The organism is Arthrobacter sp. BC5 (genome assembly GCF_056680255.1).
In genome coordinates this window covers 2,012,802-2,028,845 of the sequence record NZ_CM155273.1, presented here as the reverse complement: position 1 = coordinate 2,028,845, position 16,044 = coordinate 2,012,802, and the positions used below count along the sequence as shown (strand labels likewise).

At 70.7% G+C, this 16,044-nt stretch carries 15 protein-coding genes; 2 read left to right on the top strand and 13 right to left on the bottom strand.

Going from position 1 to position 16,044, the window contains the following annotated elements; all coding sequences use genetic code 11:
• Positions 1 to 171: 171 nt before the first annotated feature.
• The 6 genes from AC1MFI_RS09455 to alr form a co-directional block, all read right to left on the bottom strand.
• Positions 172 to 795: a GNAT family N-acetyltransferase gene (locus AC1MFI_RS09455; protein ID WP_479816394.1), complete on the bottom strand. Its 624-nt coding sequence runs from the start codon at positions 793 to 795 to the stop codon at positions 172 to 174.
• A gap of 89 nt (positions 796 to 884) precedes the next feature.
• Entirely contained in the window at positions 885 to 2,000 is a 1,116-nt protein-coding gene (gene tsaD / locus AC1MFI_RS09450; RefSeq protein ID WP_479816392.1) for a tRNA (adenosine(37)-N6)-threonylcarbamoyltransferase complex transferase subunit TsaD, read from the bottom strand.
• The gene (rimI, locus tag AC1MFI_RS09445) at positions 1,997 to 2,464 is read right to left on the bottom strand and encodes a ribosomal protein S18-alanine N-acetyltransferase (RefSeq protein ID WP_479816390.1); all 468 of its coding nucleotides are present in this window, start codon (positions 2,462 to 2,464) and stop codon (positions 1,997 to 1,999) included. The genes tsaD and rimI overlap by 4 nt, the downstream gene beginning before the upstream one ends.
• A complete protein-coding gene (gene tsaB / locus AC1MFI_RS09440) occupies positions 2,461 to 3,141 on the bottom strand; it encodes a tRNA (adenosine(37)-N6)-threonylcarbamoyltransferase complex dimerization subunit type 1 TsaB (RefSeq protein ID WP_479816388.1) in 681 nt (226 codons plus the stop codon). Before tsaB ends, rimI begins: the two co-directional genes overlap by 4 nt.
• 9 nt (positions 3,142 to 3,150) lie before the next feature.
• Positions 3,151 to 3,699: a tRNA (adenosine(37)-N6)-threonylcarbamoyltransferase complex ATPase subunit type 1 TsaE gene (gene tsaE / locus AC1MFI_RS09435; protein WP_479816386.1), complete on the bottom strand. Its 549-nt coding sequence runs from the start codon at positions 3,697 to 3,699 to the stop codon at positions 3,151 to 3,153.
• Positions 3,696 to 4,859: an alanine racemase gene (gene alr, locus AC1MFI_RS09430; protein ID WP_479816384.1), complete on the bottom strand. Its 1,164-nt coding sequence runs from the start codon at positions 4,857 to 4,859 to the stop codon at positions 3,696 to 3,698. The genes tsaE and alr overlap by 4 nt, the downstream gene beginning before the upstream one ends.
• A 65-nt stretch (positions 4,860 to 4,924) precedes the next feature.
• On the opposite strand from alr, the gene AC1MFI_RS09425 reads away from it, so the two are divergent.
• A complete protein-coding gene (locus AC1MFI_RS09425) occupies positions 4,925 to 5,503 on the top strand; it encodes a GIY-YIG nuclease family protein (RefSeq protein ID WP_479816382.1) in 579 nt (192 codons plus the stop codon).
• Between the two features lie 52 nt (positions 5,504 to 5,555).
• On the opposite strand, the gene AC1MFI_RS09420 is transcribed toward AC1MFI_RS09425, so the two are convergent.
• A complete protein-coding gene (locus AC1MFI_RS09420) occupies positions 5,556 to 6,692 on the bottom strand; it encodes a PfkB family carbohydrate kinase (protein WP_479816380.1) in 1,137 nt (378 codons plus the stop codon).
• A 74-nt stretch (positions 6,693 to 6,766) separates the two neighbouring features.
• Here AC1MFI_RS09420 and AC1MFI_RS09415 point away from each other — a divergent pair, with 74 nt between their 5' ends.
• Positions 6,767 to 8,173, top strand: a complete 1,407-nt coding sequence (locus AC1MFI_RS09415; protein ID WP_479816378.1) for a family 4 glycosyl hydrolase — start codon at positions 6,767 to 6,769, stop codon at positions 8,171 to 8,173.
• On the opposite strand, the gene AC1MFI_RS09410 is transcribed toward AC1MFI_RS09415, so the two are convergent.
• From AC1MFI_RS09410 to treY, 6 genes are all read right to left on the bottom strand, one after another.
• Entirely contained in the window at positions 8,128 to 8,928 is an 801-nt protein-coding gene (locus AC1MFI_RS09410; protein ID WP_479816376.1) for an HpcH/HpaI aldolase family protein, read from the bottom strand. The two genes, AC1MFI_RS09415 and AC1MFI_RS09410, sit on opposite strands and share 46 nt — an antisense overlap.
• 60 nt (positions 8,929 to 8,988) lie before the next feature.
• Complete coding sequence (locus AC1MFI_RS09405) at positions 8,989 to 9,510, bottom strand: N-acetyltransferase family protein (RefSeq protein WP_479816374.1); 522 nt, start codon at positions 9,508 to 9,510, stop codon at positions 8,989 to 8,991.
• Entirely contained in the window at positions 9,510 to 10,556 is a 1,047-nt protein-coding gene (mgrA, locus tag AC1MFI_RS09400; protein WP_479816372.1) for an L-glyceraldehyde 3-phosphate reductase, read from the bottom strand. Before mgrA ends, AC1MFI_RS09405 begins: the two co-directional genes overlap by 1 nt.
• 51 nt (positions 10,557 to 10,607) lie before the next feature.
• Positions 10,608 to 11,819, bottom strand: coding sequence for a GGDEF domain-containing protein (locus AC1MFI_RS09395; protein ID WP_479816370.1), 1,212 nt, complete (start codon positions 11,817 to 11,819; stop codon positions 10,608 to 10,610).
• Between the two features lie 157 nt (positions 11,820 to 11,976).
• Entirely contained in the window at positions 11,977 to 13,725 is a 1,749-nt protein-coding gene (gene treZ / locus AC1MFI_RS09390; RefSeq protein ID WP_479816368.1) for a malto-oligosyltrehalose trehalohydrolase, read from the bottom strand.
• Positions 13,722 to 16,034, bottom strand: coding sequence for a malto-oligosyltrehalose synthase (gene treY, locus AC1MFI_RS09385; RefSeq protein ID WP_479816366.1), 2,313 nt, complete (start codon positions 16,032 to 16,034; stop codon positions 13,722 to 13,724). Before treY ends, treZ begins: the two co-directional genes overlap by 4 nt.
• Positions 16,035 to 16,044 lie beyond the last annotated feature (10 nt).

The window sequence follows — 16,044 nt, the reverse complement described above, 5'->3', positions numbered from 1 at the left end:
CGAACCGTTCCGCCGAGGACAGATCCCCCCACTATAGGTGCAGACATGCGCACATGCTGCCCCAATGGGGTGCGGCGCCGCATGGCCGCTCCTGGCACAGGACGGCTTGCACCGCGTCCTCGAGGATCACGGCCGCGTCCTGGCCGGTGGTCCGGATATGCGCCCTGCCGCCTACGTTCCGAGCAGGGTCCGGTACTGCGGGTTACCGGCCAGGAAGGCCTGGATCTGGGCGCAATAGGGCAGCGAGGACAGGCGCCGCTTGTGGGCGTTGAGCAGGACGTTCCGTATGAGTAGCTCCTCGATCCCCGCCCCATCGAAGGCTTCGGCCACGACCGTGCGATGCAGGCGGAGCTTCCCTGCCCGCATCGAGTAGCTCACGTATCCGGCCAGCATCCCGTTCTGGAACAGCTCGAAGCGCCCGTTGAGTGGGTTGTCGCGGAAGGCGTCCCGCCGCCGGCTCGGCGTCGAGCCCGCGAGTTCCTGCTGCCGGCGCCGCTCGAGCTCGTCGACCACGCGGTCGCAGTCCTCCCGGATGCCGAAGGGCGGGAAATCCGAGTCCAGCTGCTTGTACAGGGCATTGACCCAGCGTCGGAGCTGCCGTGTGGTCGCGTCGTCGAGCAGCCGGGGAATGACCGGGGGCTCCGCCTCGGATGCGACGGCGCCGAGCTGACCGGTGGTCGCCATACCTGGCCAGGGGTCGTAGGCGGCGTCATCGCTGCGATTGGCGTGTGCGGGGAGGCCGTCGTCCTCGACGGAGGGGAGGGCGGGCGAGAAAGCGGGGGCGGTGATCGTCATGGCATGACCTTCAGGTCAGGAGGGGTGGGCCGTTGTCTCGACCCATTCCCAACCTAGCTCTTAGTTCACCAACTGTAAAGCTAGAGCGTCTAACTTTCAGCCTGGTGATCACCGTCTTCGCCGGGATCGGGAAGCAGGATGCGCCTGACCGGGAGGGACGGATCCGTTCCGAAGGCGATGCCACTCGGCGTACCGCCGCTCAGCACGATCTGCACGCCCAGGGCCGCGACCATCGCGCCGTTGTCCGTGCAGAGCGACGGCGCGGGGACGGTCAGGGTGATCCCGGCCGCGGCGCAGCGCTCGGCGGCCAGCTCGCGGAGCCGTCGGTTCGCCGCGACTCCCCCGCCCAGGAGGAGGTTGGTGATGCCGTGTTCCCGGCACGCGAGGACGGCCTTGGACGTGATGATGTCCACCACCGCCTCCTGGAAGGACGCAGCGATGTCGGCGACGGGTACCTCGAGCCCTGCTGCCTCGTACTGCTCCACGGAGCGGGCCACGGCGGTCTTCAGTCCACTGAAGGACCAGTCGTAGCGGTGCGGTCCCGGCTCCTCCGCCGTTCCCATGTACTTCGGCTGCGACAGCCCCCGCGGGAAGCGGATGGCCTTCGGGTTGCCCTCCCGCGCCACCCTGTCGATGGCGGGGCCACCCGGATAGCCCAGGCCGAGGATGCGCGCCGTCTTGTCGTAGGCCTCGCCCGCGGCGTCGTCGATCGTGGAGCCGAGCAGTTCGACATCGTGAGCGATGCTTCCGACCCGGAGGATCTCCGTGTGGCCGCCGGATACCAGCAGCGCTCCCAGCTCGGCCGGCAGGCCGCCGGCGAAGGTCCCCCCGATCACGCCGACCCCGACGTGCGCCACGAGGTGGTTGATCGCGTACAGCGGCTTGCCCGTGGCGACCGCGAGCGCCTTGGCGGCGGAGACGCCGACCATGAGGGCGCCCGAGAGTCCGGGGCCGGCCGTGACGGCGATGGCGTCGATCTCCGCGAGAGTCACCCCGGCGTCGTCGAGCGCTGCCTGCAGGGTCGGCACGAAGGCCTCGAGGTGCGCGCGGGAGGCGATCTCGGGGATCACGCCGCCGAATCGTACGTGCTCGTCCATGGAGGAGGACACCGTGTTGGTCAGCAACTGCGTGCCCCGGACGATGCCCACACCGGTCTCGTCACAGGAGGACTCGATGCCCAGGACCAGCGGCTCAGGGTTCTTCATGGCGTCCCGCTCCCTTCCGCCGGCAGGACGAGCCGCATGACCCAGGCGTCGACGCCGTCACGGTAGTACTTCTTCCGGATGTGGATCTTCTCGAAACCGAACCGTGCGTACAGGTCCTGGGCGCGGGGGTTGTCGGCGCGCACCTCCAGCATCACGTTGTCGGCGCCCCGGCGGCGGGCTTCAGCGAGCAGTTCGGTGAGCATGGCTCGTCCGATCCCCCGGCCTTCGAAGCGGGACAGCACGCCGATGGTCTGGATGTCCGCCGTCGTGTCGATGACCATGAGTCCCGCGTACCCCACGGCCTGGCCGTCGACCTCCGCGAGGATGTAGCGCCGGGTGTCCGGCTGGAAGAACTCGGAGTAGAACATCTCGAGCGGCCACGCGTCGGTGGGGAACAGCTCGTTCTCGAGCCGTCCGATCGTCTCGATGTCCTCGAAGACGAGGTCGCGCAGGAGGAAGCTCACGGCGTCGCCCGCTTCCGCGGACCGGGGACCCTGGCGTCGGACTCGCGCAGGTACAGGGGAGCGGTGTCCAGCAGCGGCTCTCCCGCGACGAGGCGCGACAGCGCGACGAGGCCGAGGGAGGCGGCGTCGGGATCGGAGCCGGCGAAGGCGGCGACCCCGACGACGTCGTCCGGGTACAGCGACGCAGCGCGGCCCACGAGCGGGAGGCCCTCCGGCAGGGCGGAGGCAGCATCGACGTGGGGGCCGTCCAGCAGCGCAGGCAGGCCGGCCGAGCCGGACGGGGCCCGGTAGGCGGCCCAGTAGACCTCGCCGCGCCGCGCATCCGTTCCGACGAGGAACTCGCTCCCGGCCGCGATCCTGCCGCTCGCGACGGCGTCGAAGGCGAGCGCGTCGAGGCTCATGACGCCGTGCAGGGGCACACCCCAGACGAAGCCGAGCGTCCGTGCGGTCACGAGCCCCGCGCGGAGTCCCGTGAAGGGCCCGGGACCCACCCCGGCCACGACGGCGTCGAGCTCCGATCCCGTGACACCCGCATCGGCCAGGATGCGCTGCACCGCGGGAGCGAGGACCTCGGCGTGCGAGCGCGTATCGGCACTGCCGAACCGACCGAGCACGACGTCGTCGTGCAGCAGCGCGACCGTGGCGGCAGCGGAGGTGTCGAGGGCGAGGAGAAGCACCCGGCAAGCCTAGTCGAGCGACAGTGCCGGCGGGCGTCCGCGCCAGCGTGGGCCGAAGCCCGAGAGGGTGATGGTGCGCACTTCGTCCTCGCCGTCGTCGTCGAAATCCGTGATCGGGCCGGCGCCGGCTGCCCCGTCCCCGCCGCCCCCGAGCGGACGCGCGATGTCCACGCGGAGCCGGCTCCCGCTCAGGTGCTCCACACGGCCCGCACCCCACTCGACGACCGTGACGTTGGCCCCCATGGTCGCCTCGAGGTCGAGATCGTCGACGGCTGCGGCGCTCTCCAGGCGGTATGCGTCGACGTGGACGAGGCCGGGTCCGCCGCCTGCCGCCGGATGCTGCCGGACGAGCACGAAGGTCGGCGAGATGATGCGGTCCTCGACGGCGAGTCCGCGCCCGAGTCCCTGCGTGAAGGTCGTCTTGCCCGCGCCCAGTTCTCCGGACAGCACCAGCAGGTCCCCCGCGCGGAGGTGCGGGGCGAGGCTCGCGGCGAGGGCCTGGAGCCGGGCGGCCGACCCGACGTCGTGGGCCACGCTCCACTCAGGCGTGGCGGTCATTGCCTTGGCTCCTCCTGCTGTGATCCCACGTAGATCCGTTCCACCCGGTCGCTGATGCGGGTGACCACCTCGTAGTTGATGGTCTGCGCGGCGGCGGCCCAGTCCTCGACGGGGGGTGAGCCGGCCCCACCGAACAGCACGGCCCGCTGTCCCAGCGGGGAGTCCGGCGCATCGGCCAGGCCCGTGGTGCCGAAGTCGATGACGAGCTGATCCATCGCGATCCGCCCGACCACGGGGTAGATCCGGTTGCCCACGAGGACCGGCGCGCCCGTGGCGATGCGGGGGACGCCGTCTCCGTACCCGACCGGGATCAGGCCGAGCGTGGTGGCTTTGTGCGTGCGGTAGGCGTAGCCGTAGGAGACGCCCTGCCCCGCGGGTACTTCCTTGCAGTTGGAGACGGTGGTGCTGAAGGTCATGACGGGCTGCAGGCCGAGATCGGCCGATCCCTGGTCGGCGAAGGGCGAGAGGCCGTAGATGCCGAGGCCCACACGCACCAGGTCGAAGTGGCAGTCGGGCCTCGAGAAGGTGGCGGGCGTGTTCGCGAGGTGCCGGACCTCGACGTCGATCCCCGCGTTCTCCGCGGCGGCGACGGCCTCGCGGAACGCCTGCACCTGCAGGTCCGTCTCGGACCGTGCAGGCTCGTCGGCGACCGCCAGGTGCGAGAAGATCCCGACCACGCGGATCAGTCCCTCCTCCTGGTACTGCACGGCCCGGCCGAGCAGTGCGTCCCACTTCTCCGGCGGGCAGCCGTTCCGGCCGAGGCCGGTGTCGATCTTCAGGTGCACGATGGCGGGGCGCTCCAGTTCACGCGCGGCGGCGACCACGTGCTCGAGTTCCCACCCGGAGATCCCGAGGTCCAGTCCGTGCTCCACGCCGGCGGTGAAGTCGGTGCGCGAGGTGTGCAGCCAGGCGAGGATCGGCGCTTCGATGCCGGCCTTCCGCAGTTCCACACCCTCGCTGATGTGGGCCACGCCGAGCCAGGCGGCTCCTGCCTCCAGGGCTGCCCGCGCGACGGGGACGGCTCCATGGCCGTACGCATTGGCCTTCACGACCGCCATGACACGGGCCGGATGGGCCACGTCGCGGAGGTGCCGGATGTTGTGCCGCAGGGCATCGAGGTCGATCTCTGCGACGCGTTCGGTGGAAGTCACTCGGCCCATTCTGCCAGCTGCGGGGGTCCACCGTGGGGTTGCGCCGGGAGGTGCGGACGGAAACAATCGAAGGCGTGTTCGACATTCCACCCGCCGGCCCCGGCTGCGTCCTGCCCGGCGACGACGGGCAGCCGTGCGGTCGTGCGACCGGCGCGGCGCCCTTCGCGCTCTGCCCGGCGCACGTGGCGCTGGTTGCGGAATGGTCCGGCGCGACCGAGGGCGTCACCGACGTGCTGCCCTCGGCGTGTCCGGCGTGCGGCTCGAGGCTTGGTGTGCGGTACCCGTCCGGCTGGGTGTGCGCCGCGTGCGAGTGGCGCTCCGGCGACGTCCTCGACGACGGCCTGCCGCCTCCGCGCGTCGACGTCGTCTACTACATCCGTTTCCGGGATCGCATCAAGATCGGGACGACGGCGGACCCGCGCCGGCGGCTCGCCCGGATCTGGCACGACGACCTCCTCGCGTTCGAGCGCGGCGACCGCCTCGTCGAGCACCGCCGGCATGTCCGGTTCGCCGGCTCGCGCCTGGGCCGCTCCGAGTGGTTCGGGCCCTCCCCGGACCTCGAGGACCACATTGCCCGCCTCGCAGCGGGTGTCGACGATCCGTGGGCGCGGTACGCCCGCTGGCTCGGCGAGGCTGCTGCCCTGCGCGGATAGTACTGCCCCGGGCAGCCTGTGCGGGCAGGACCCTCGACAGTGCCCGCACACCTCACAGGGTGCCGGGCATCTCCCCGCGCCATCTCGCCGGGCGCACCGACGGCGACGCGTCGGAGTGCCGCGCGATGGTGGCCGTCGCCCGCCGGACCGCTTCGACCGGCACGTCGGAGACCAGGTCCTCCAGGAAGGCGTAGCGGCGCAGCCACTGCTTCCGGACGCCGTCGCGCCCGGCGCTGACCCGCCGCCACCAGTCGGCGATGTCACCCCAGCCGGGAGCCGCCAGCGAACCGCCCACGTGCTGCACGGACAGCGAGGCACAGAGGTTCGCGAAGCTCAGGCGGTCGGCGAGCCGGAAACCCGCGAGGTCGCCCATGACGAACGCCGCGCCGAAGCAGTCACCCGCGCCGGTCGGGTCGTAGGCAGACACCGGGAGCGCCGGAACCCACTCCTCCTCCCCCGTCACCGAGTCGATGGCCATGGCCCCCTGCTGGCCGACCGTCACCACGGCCACGGGAACGCGGTCTGCGAGGGAGTACAGGGCTGCCCAGGGATCGTCCGTCCGCGTGTAGGCCATGGCCTCCGCGGCATTGGGCATGAACGCGTAGAAGTGCTCGAGCGAGGCGAGGGTCTCCGGCGCCCACTCCCCCGCCGGATCCCAGCCGACGTCACCGAAGAGCTTGGTGCCGCGCGCCGCGACGTTACGGGCCCACGGTTCCACCTCCCGCTCCACGCCGACGACGGCGGCACGGCACGTCGGCGGCGTGCCAATGAGTTCGGAGGCGCGGAGCGGGGGCGGGTGACCGTGCGTCACCATCGAGCGGTCGTGGTGCACCGAGAGGGATACCGTGACGGGCGAGTGCCACTGACCGAAGACGCGCGACCGGGAGAGGTCCACGTGCTCCTGGTCCTGCAGCACGTCCCAGTTGGACTGTCCGTACCCGTCGTCGCCGAAAGCCGCCGCGAGGGTGGTCCGGAGTCCCAGCCGGCTCGCGGCGATCGCCTGGTTCGCTATCCCGCCCGGCCCTGATCCCATACCGTCGGTCCACACCTCGGTTCCCGGCGAGGGAAGCTGCTCGAGCCCCGTGAAGATGATGTCGAAGAACACCTGACCGGCGAGCAGGAGGTCGAACTCGGGTCCGTCCGGGCCGCGCGTCGCCGCCAGCGGATCGAAGCGGTGCTGTGGGGACATGTACGGCAGAATACTTGCAGAACCCGGGATGCGGGCCACCTACATCCACCCACCACCACGGAAGCGGGTCCTCCTTGACCTCATCGACCGGAACAGGCGCCACCCTGGTGATCGTGGGCGGTGGTGGGTTCCGCGTGCCGCTGGTGTACCGGGCACTCTCCGAGGGGCCGTTCGCCGAACTCGTGTCCGACGTCGTCCTGCTGGACGCGCTCCCGGAGCGGGCGCACGCCATCGCGCGGGTGCTCTCCGCGCTGCCGCCGGCCGTGGGCCGGCCGGCGCCGTCGGTCCGCGTGGAGACCCGGCTCGAGGACGCCCTGCCGGGTGCCGACATCGTGTTCGCCGCCGTGCGCAGCGGTGGAGCGGAGGGACGCATCCTCGATGAGCGCGTGGCCCTGTCCGCCGGACTGCTCGGGCAGGAGACCGTCGGAGTGGGCGGCATCTCCTACGCCCTCCGCTCCATCCCGGACATGATGCGCGTCGCAACGGCGATGCAGGATCTCGCACCGGACGCCTGGCTCATCAACTTCACCAACCCGGCGGGAATGGTCACCGAGGCGCTCTCGGCCGTCCTCGGCAGCAGGGTCATCGGCATCTGCGACTCGGCGTCGGGCCTCGTCGCGCGGGCGGCTCGGGCCGCGCGCGTGGACCTCGGCGGTTCCCTCGCCGGGGTGGACTACGTCGGCCTCAACCATCTGGGCTGGCTCCGTGGGCTCTACGACGGCGGGAACGGGCACGGGCCCGGGGGCGGACAGCCGGGCAGCAACCGCCTCCTCGACCTGCTCTCGGATCCGGTGCGCCTCGGCGGTTTCGAGGAGGGCCGCCTGTTCGGTCCGGACCTTCTCCGGGTCCTCGGCGCCCTGCCCAACGAGTACCTGTTCTACTACTACTTCCACCGCGAGGCGCTGCGTGCCATCGGTGGCGCGGACCGGACGCGCGGGGAGGTGCTCAGGGACCAGCAACGCGATCTCTATCCGCGCCTGGCCGCATCCGCGGACCCCTTCGGTGTGTGGGAGGACGCCCGACGGGAGCGGGAATCCGGTTACCTCGCCGAAGCGCGCTCCCAGGACGAGGAGCGCGACGAGGCGGACCTCGCGGGCGGCGGGTACGAACGCGTGGCACTGCAGGTCATGCGTGCACTGCTCACCGGGCAGCGCGCGGAACTGATCCTCAACGTACGCAACGGCCCCACGCTCCCCGGGCTGCCGGAGGACGGCATCGTCGAGGTGCCGTCGGTCGTGGACGGCTCGGGAGCCCGCCCGCTGCCCTCGGCCGGTCCGCTGACACCCCACCAGCTCGGACTCATGTCGGCGGTGAAGGCGGTGGAGCAGGACACCGTCCGGGCTGCCGTGCATCGGGACCGGGCGGCGGCGCTCCGCGCCCTGGCCGGGCATCCCCTGGTCGACTCGTTCCATGCAGCCACACGGGTCCTCAGGAGCTACGAGGAGGCGTTTCCTTCCCTGAGGTCATCCTGGGCCGGCTGACCCTGCCCGCCCGCGAGGACGTGCTGCAGGACGGACGCGGTTCCGAGGGACAGCAGGGCGGCGTCCGTGGTGGCGGCGATCCAGCGGAAGCCGGCGGCGGCGAGGAGCACGGCGCGCTCGGCAGTGCCGGCATAGGCGCCGGCCTGGATGCCGGCGGCGCTGCACGCACGGACGATCCTCGCGAGGGGCGCGCCGTCGTCGTCGGATGACAGCAGGTCGTCGACGTGCAGGCCCAGGGCGAGGGACAGATCGAACGGACCGACGAAGATCATGTCCACGCCCGGCACGGCGGCGATGGCCTCGACGGCTTCCAGGGCGGCGGCTGTCTCGATCATCACGGCGCACAGCGGCACGGCGTGGGCGCCGCCGTCCGCGCCCGGATCGTACGCCGGCCGGCTGCCGTGCAGCGGCCCCCAGCTCCGCGAGCCTCCGGGCGGGTAATGGCTTGCCGCCACCGCTGCCTCGGCATCGGCCACGCTGTCCACGAGCGGGACGACGACGCCGTCGGCCCCGGCATCGAGCGCCCTGCCGATCAGTGCGGCGTCGTTGGCCGCCACGCGCACGAACATCGGCGCGCCGTCCGTCGGCCTGCCGCCCAGGGCGTCCCGCAGCGAGCGGTCGTCGAAGTGGCCGTGCTGGGCATCGAGGCCGAGCCAGCCGAGGCCGGACCTGGCGAGTTCGATCGTCAGGCGGGGTTCGCCGAGCGTGGCCCAGGCCCCGAGCAGCGGTTCATCGACAGGAACACCGGCAGTCATGTCCCCATTGTGGTCCGGTTCCGCGCCTGGTGGTGGCCATCCCGCCGTGCCGGGACGTCGTCAGCGGGGCGGCAGGAGGAAGCGGTGCATGATGTGGAGGCCCGTGGGTCCTTCGGTCGGATGCACGAAGGCCCCGGGCACGGTCCCCACGATCGTGAAGCCGAGGGAGGTCCAGAGTGCGACGGCGCGCGTGTTCACCTCGACGACCGCGTTGAACTGCATCGCCGTATAGCCCGCTGACCCGGCTTCCTCCAGCACATGCCCTGCGAGGGCCCGTCCGACACCCCGGCCGCCGGCATCTGCGGCCACGAGGAAGGAAGCGTTGGAGACGTGGGAGCCGTTCCCGCCCCGGTTGGCGTGCAGTTGCGCCGTACCGACCACGCGCCCGGTCCCCTCCTCCACGGCCACGAAGACGGCGAGGGTCGGGTCGGCGCCCGCGTCTCCGGGGAGCCATTCGAGCCGTCCGGCCTCCTCGTCCATCGAGGTGTCCCAGCAGTAGGTCTCCCCTGCCCGGGCCACGGGTTCCATGATGCTCCAGATGGCGGGCCAGTCCCCGGGAACCGCCTGCCGGAACTGCAGCATCAGGCCTCGAGGGCTGCGGCCCAGAGGTTGATGTCGGATTCCACGGCGAACTCGTCGATGGCGTGGAGCTCCGCGGACGTGAAGGACAGGTTCCGCACGGCCGCCAGACTGTCCTCGAGCTGACCCACACTGGAGGCACCGATCAGCGCCGACGTCACCGGCGTGCCCTTCACCTGATCCCGCAACACCCACGCGATCGCCATCTGCGCCAGGCTCTGCCCGCGGTCCTCCGCGATCGCGTGCAGGCCCCGGATCCGCCGCAGGTTCTCCTCACTCAACTGACCCGCATCCAGGGACTTGTCCGCCGCCGCGCGTGAATCCGCCGGGATGCCGTGGAGATACTTGCGGGTCAGCAGACCCTGCGCGAGCGGGGAGAACGCGATGGACCCCGCTCCCGCGGTCTCGAGAGCCTCGTACAGGTTGGGGGCACCGTTCTCCGTCCACCGGTTCAGCATCGAATACGACGGCTGGTGGATCAGCAGCGGCGTGCCCAGGTCCGCCAGGATCGCCGCGGCTTCCACCGTCCGCTCCGGTGAGTACGAGGAGATCCCCGCATACAACGCCCGCCCCGACCGGACGGCCGTATCCAGGGCCCCCATCGTCTCCTCCAGCGGGGTCCCCGGGTCCGGGCGGTGGCTGTAGAAGATGTCCACATAGTCCAGACCCATCCGCTCCAGGGACTGATCCAGGCTCGCCAACAGGTACTTCCGCGACCCGAAGTTCCCGTACGGGCCCGGCCACATGTCGTACCCGGCCTTCGTCGAGATCACCAGCTCGTCCCGGAACGGCCGGAAATCGTCCTTCAGATGCCGCCCGAAATTCGTCTCCGCACTGCCGTAGGGCGGCCCGTAGTTGTTCGCCAGGTCGAAGTGCGTCACCCCGAGGTCGAACGCCCGGCGGAGGATGTCCCGCTGGATGTCGAAGGACCTGTCGTCCCCGAAGTTGTGCCACAACCCGAGGGACACGGCAGGCAGCTGCAGCCCGCTCCTCCCCACACGGCGGTACGGCATCGAATCATAACGATCATCAGCAGGGTGATAGGTCATTCCTTCATCCTAGGGGAGCAGGCACCGGCTTCAGCGGCCGGGGCGCCGCGTTCAGTCCTCCAGCACGCGCACGGGACCCTGCGGCGGTTTGGCCGAGGATCCCGCGCCGGTGCCCGCCGGCCGGATGGCACGTACCGACGTGTCCCGGCCGCTGGCCTTCGCGGCATAGAGGGCCTGGTCCGCTGCCGCGATCGCTGCCGGGAGATCGTAGTCCGACGCCTCCATCGCGGCGATGCCGTAGCTCACCGTCGGCATCTCGAAGCCGCCCGGGGTGGAGTTGCCACGCAGTGCCATGCTCACGTCCCGGGTGATGTCCTCGCTCCTCGACACCGACGCGCCCGGGAGCAGGAAGATGAATTCCTCTCCCCCGTAGCGGCCCACCAGGTCCGTGGACCGGACGGTCTCCGCACAGGCGTCGGCGAATGCCTTCAGGACGGTATCGCCCGCCGCGTGGCCGTGGGTGTCATTGACGGTCTTGAAGAAGTCGAGGTCCGCGAGGATGACCGTCCCGGGACGGTTGGCACGGGCAAGGCGGTCCGCCTGCACATGGGCCAGGTCGAGGAAGCCGGAGCGGTTGAGCAGGCCGGTCAGTGCGTCCCGGTCAGCGCGGGCGCGGAGGTCGGTGGCGATCTGCTCGGCGCTCAGCGCGGCCGCGCTGAAGGACACGACGACGAGCAGGAGCATGGTGATCAGTGTGGTGATGCCGGAGCCGAAGAACGTGGTGAACACGTATCCCTCCTGCCCAACCGCGACGAACACGAGGCACCGCACCAGGTAGAGGACCGAGAGCAGGGCGGAGGCGACGGCGAGGGGAGCCTGCACCCTGCTGTAGCTGCTCGGCAGGCGCCACAGCTCCCAGGATGCGAGGCCGATGGTCAGGGCCATCATGCCGAGGAACACGGGCCCCCCGGACCAGGTGTTCGTGGAAGGGTTGTCGAGCGCCGACGCCAGCAGCGTCAGCAGCGGTGCAGCCGACAGCTGCAGCCACGCCGGCCTGCTCGTACGAAGGGTCCGGGCACTCGCCCAGACGCTCGCCGCGCCCATGACCAGCAGGGTGTTGGCGAGGGGATTGGCCCAGACCTGGTGCACCGTGTCGTCCAGCAGGTAGCCGGAGGACCCGATGAAGAAGCAGGCGATGGCCACGCACCACCAGGCACTGTAGGCGGAGCGGGTGTGGCGGAAGGACACGGTGTAGAACAGCACGAAGAGGGTGGCGGCGAGGGCGCCGAAGGCCACCCGCAGTGTCGTGATGTCCAGGGTCATGGTGTTCCTGCCGCCTCGAGCTCCCCGCGCCCCGCCAGACGGCGGGACGCACCTTTCCCGGGGAAAGGATTTTCAGCCCAGTATGACGGAGCGCTCCGACGGTTCCGCCCTCGCAGCCCTCGTCCTGCCGGAACCCTTGGGGAGTCCTGACCCAACCTCAGGCGAGGCTGAGGACCAGCGACGCGTGGGGAGGCAGCTGCACCGTGTCGGTGAGCAGCCCGACGCCGTCGACCGTGGACAGCAGGACCTCCGCATCGGCGCCGCGCAGCGGCACGGTCACCATCGCGTCGCCGAGGTTGAGGACGACGGCGGTGCTGCCGCGGCGCAGGACGATCCAGCGGTCCTCCTCGTCGAAGTCCACGGCGATGCTGCCGAAGTCGGCGTCGCGCAGTTCGGGCCGGGAGCGGCGCAGCCGGATGAGCTCCCGGTAGGTCGACAGGAGGTCGGCGTGGTGCCCCTGCTCCGCCTCCGCCCAGTCCAGCTTGGCCGAGGCGAAGGTCGCGGGGTCCTGCGGGTTGGGGACGTCCTCCGGCCGCCAGCCCATGCGCTCGAACTCCCTGAGCCGTCCCTCGGCCGTGGCCTTGCCGAGCTCGGGCTCCGGGTGGGACGTGAAGAACGGCCAGGGCGTGGACGCTCCGTACTCCTCCCCCATGAAGAGCATCGGGGTGAAGGGGCCGAGGATGTTCAGCACGGCGGCCTGCGCGAGCTGCGCCGGGTTCAGGGTTGCGCTGATGCGGTCACCGGCGGCCCTGTTGCCGATCTGGTCGTGGTTCTGGGTGGCGACGACGAGCTGCAGCGGCGTGACGCGCGACGCGTCGATCTCGCGGCCGTGGTGGCGCTCACGGAACGACGAGTAGGTGCCGTTGTGGAAGAAGCCCTTCTCCAGGACCTTCGCGAGGGCGCCGACCGAATTGAAGTCGAGGTAGTACCCCTCGGTCTCACCCGTCAGGTTGACGTGTACCGCGTGGTGGAAGTCGTCGCTCCACTGGCCTGCGAGCCCGTACCCTCCGACGTCGCGGCCCTGGATCAGGCGCGGATTGTTGAGGTCCGATTCCGCGATGAGGAAGAGTGGCTTGCCGAGCTCTGCCGCGCACTCGTCGGTGCGCGCGCCGAATTCCTCGAGGATGTGCACGGCGCGTTCGTCGTGCAGCGCGTGCACGGCATCGAGGCGCAGCCCGTCCACGTGGTAGTCCGTGAACCACATGAGCAGGTTCTCGATCACGTAGTTCCGCACCTCGTCGGACTGCGGACCGTCGAGGTTCAGAGAGTCGCCCCAGGTGTTGGACATTCCCTCGGTGAGGTACGGGCCGAAGAGCCCGAGGTAGTTCCCGCTCGGGCCCAGGTGGTTGTGGACGACGTCCTGGATGACGCCGAGTCCCTTCTGGTGGGCGGCATCGACGAAGCGCTGGTAGGCGGCGGGACCGCCGTAGGTCTCCTGGACGGCGTACCAGAGGACGCCGTCGTAACCCCAGTTGTGGGTGCCGTTGAAGGCGTTGACCGGCAGGAGCTCCACGTACTGCACGCCGAGGTCCACGAGGTGGTCGAGCTTGCCGATCGCGGCGTCGAGCGTCCCCTCGGGAGTGAACGTGCCGAGGTGCATCTCGTAGATGACCCCGCCGTTCAGGCCCGGCGACTGCCAGGACCCGTCCCCCCACACATGGGCGGCGGGGTCGAAGGTGTGCGACAGCTCGTGGACGCCCTCGGGCTGGCGCCGTGAACGGGGGTCCGGAACGGGGGTGTCCGAGCCGTTCACCAGGTAGCCGTAGGAGACGTCGCCGGTGGCGGGCGGGGCGTCCGCGGGGTGCCACCAGCCGCCTTCGCCCTCCGTCATGGGGTACTCGGTGCCATTGGCCACGAGGGTGAGGGACTCGGCGCGGGGCGCCCAGACATCGAAGGTGGAACTCATGAGGCGTCCTCCTGGACCAGTAGGGCTGCGGGGAAGGTGGAGAAGATGTCGGCTGCGCGGACGGTCCCGCCACTGACGGCGGTACCGGTGAGGGCGCAGGTGTAGCTGCCGGCCGGGAGTTCCACGGTGGTGTTCCCCCAGCCGCCGCGCTGCGCGAGTCCGTAGGGCAGCCGCGTGATGAGGGTGACGGCTCCCCCGCGATCGAACCCGAAGACGTGATCCGCGGCCTCGCCGGATGCCGTGACGGCGGCGTACCCGGTGAAGAGCTCCGGGCGGTCGCGCCGCAGCTTGAGGGCGCGCGAGACGACGAGCAGCTTCGCGTGCGCGTCGGCGCCGAGCCGGGGCAGCGCTCCGAAGGCGAGGTCTGTCAGCACCTGCCGGCGGGCCTCGTAGTCGACGTCCCGGCGGTTGTCCGGGTCCACGAGGGACGTGTCCCAGAACTCCGTCCCCTGGTAGACGTCCGGCACTCCGGGCATGGTCAGTTGCAGCAGCTTCAACCCGACGGAGTTCGACCAGCCCGCCTGCTGGATCCGCTCGACCAGGCCCTCGATGACGGCGTTGACCGAGGCGTCGTCGAACGCGGCGTCGACGGCGGCGTGCATGCCCCGCTCGAACTCCTCGTTCGGCGCGGTCCAGTGCGTGCTGAGGTCGGCCTCGCGTGAGGCCTTCTCGGCGTAGGCGTGGGCGCGCTCGCGGCTCAGCGGCCAGGCCCCGATCAGGGACTGCCAGAGCAGCGGGGCGAACGTCGGGTCGCCGATGGGCGCGAGGTCCTCGAGCCCCGAGAGCACGTCGGTCCAGACCTCGGGCAGTTCGGACAGCACGGAGATGCGGGCGCGCGTGTCCTCGCTGCGCTTGGTGTCGTGCGTGCTGAGCGTCGTCATGGCCAGGGGGCTGTCCGTGTCACGCTCGAGCAGTCGGCGGTGGAGTTCCAGCGGATCGAGCGAGAAGATGCCCGGATCGGCGCCCACCTCGTTGAGCGAGACGAGGCGCGAGTACCGGTAGAACGCCGTGTCCTCGACGCCCTTGGCCATGACCATGCCGGAGGTCTGCTGGAAGCGCACCGCGAGTTCGGTGAGTTCCCCGGACCCTTCGAGGAACGGGTTCAGGAGCGGGTGGAGCGCCGTGATGGTCTCTGCGAGGTCGGGCCGCCGGATCTGCGCGTCCCGCACCGCTTCGCCCAGGTACTCTGCGCCGCCCGGGAGGTAGCTGCGATACACGGGGAAGCACGTGAGCAGTTCGGCGATCGCATCCGCGGCGGCCTCCGGGGCGAGCCCGGCGTCGGAGGGGACGAGCCTCGCGAGCCGCAGCACCTCGGAACGGAGGATGCCGTCGGCGATACCGCGCTTGGTGCCGTGGATCATCTCGTGGAAGGTATCCACCGGCACCGATTCCGTCAGTGCGTGCTCGCCCGAGGGATCCGTGAAGAGCCTGTCGATGTCGGCGAGCGCGTCGTACCCGGTGGTCCCCTCGGTGGCCCAGTCCTGCGGGAGCTTCTCCCCCGGTTCGAGGATCTTCTCCACGAGCACGTAGGCCCCGCCGGTCAGGGCTCGGAGGTCCTCGAGGTAGCCCTCGGGGTCCGCGAGTCCGTCGGGGTGGTCGATCCGGAGGCCGTCCACGAGGCCCTCGTCGAACCACCGCTTCACCTCGCTGTGGCTCTCCTGGAACACCCACGGCACCTCGACGCGGAGGCCCGCGAGGGTGTTGACGCCGAAGAATCGCCGGTAGTTCAGTTCGCTGTCCGCACGGCGCCAGTTCACGAGTTCGTAGTGCTGGCGCGCGTGGACCTCGGCGCCGGTATCGCCGGGGTGGGCCGTGCCCTCGGCGATCGGGTACCGGTTGTCGTAGTAGTACAGCTCGCCGTCGACGATCTTCAGCTGGTCGAGCTCGCCGTCGCCGTCGCCCAGGACGGGCACCCGGATGCGCCCGTCGTTGGCGTCCCAGTCGACGTCGAACGCCTCGGCCATCCGCGACGAGCGGCCCTCCTTCAGGAGCTGCCACCACCACGCATTGTCGGCGGGGGTCTCGATGCCCATGTGGTTGGGGACGATATCGACGAGCACGCCCATCCCGGCCGCCCGGGCGGCCTCACTGAGGGCAGCGAGGCCGCCGGGACCACCGCGGTCGGGATCGACGGCGGTCGGGTCGGTCACGTCATAGCCGTGGCCGGACCCCTTCTCCGCGGTCAGGATCGGCGACAGGTACACCCAGTCCACCCCGAGGTCGTGCAGGTACGGCACCAGGGCCGCGGCTTGATGCAGGTCGAACTCGCTCCGGATCTGCAGCCGGTAGGTCGATTTCGGTGTCAACACGTGGGGGTCC

Excerpts from the sequence above, each read along its gene's own strand:
- AC1MFI_RS09455 (WP_479816394.1), bottom strand. The coding sequence starts at position 795 with ATGACGATCACCGCCCCCGCTTTCTCGCCCGCCCTCCCCTCCGTCGAG.
- tsaD (WP_479816392.1), bottom strand. The coding sequence starts at position 2,000 with ATGAAGAACCCTGAGCCGCTGGTCCTGGGCATCGAGTCCTCCTGTGAC.
- tsaE (WP_479816386.1), bottom strand. The coding sequence starts at position 3,699 with ATGACCGCCACGCCTGAGTGGAGCGTGGCCCACGACGTCGGGTCGGCC.
- alr (WP_479816384.1), bottom strand. The coding sequence starts at position 4,859 with ATGGGCCGAGTGACTTCCACCGAACGCGTCGCAGAGATCGACCTCGAT.
- AC1MFI_RS09420 (WP_479816380.1), bottom strand. The coding sequence starts at position 6,692 with ATGTCCCCACAGCACCGCTTCGATCCGCTGGCGGCGACGCGCGGCCCG.
- AC1MFI_RS09410 (WP_479816376.1), bottom strand. The coding sequence starts at position 8,928 with ATGACTGCCGGTGTTCCTGTCGATGAACCGCTGCTCGGGGCCTGGGCC.
- AC1MFI_RS09405 (WP_479816374.1), bottom strand. The coding sequence starts at position 9,510 with ATGCTGCAGTTCCGGCAGGCGGTTCCCGGGGACTGGCCCGCCATCTGG.
- mgrA (WP_479816372.1), bottom strand. The coding sequence starts at position 10,556 with ATGACCTATCACCCTGCTGATGATCGTTATGATTCGATGCCGTACCGC.
- AC1MFI_RS09395 (WP_479816370.1), bottom strand. The coding sequence starts at position 11,819 with ATGACCCTGGACATCACGACACTGCGGGTGGCCTTCGGCGCCCTCGCC.
- treZ (WP_479816368.1), bottom strand. The coding sequence starts at position 13,725 with ATGAGTTCCACCTTCGATGTCTGGGCGCCCCGCGCCGAGTCCCTCACC.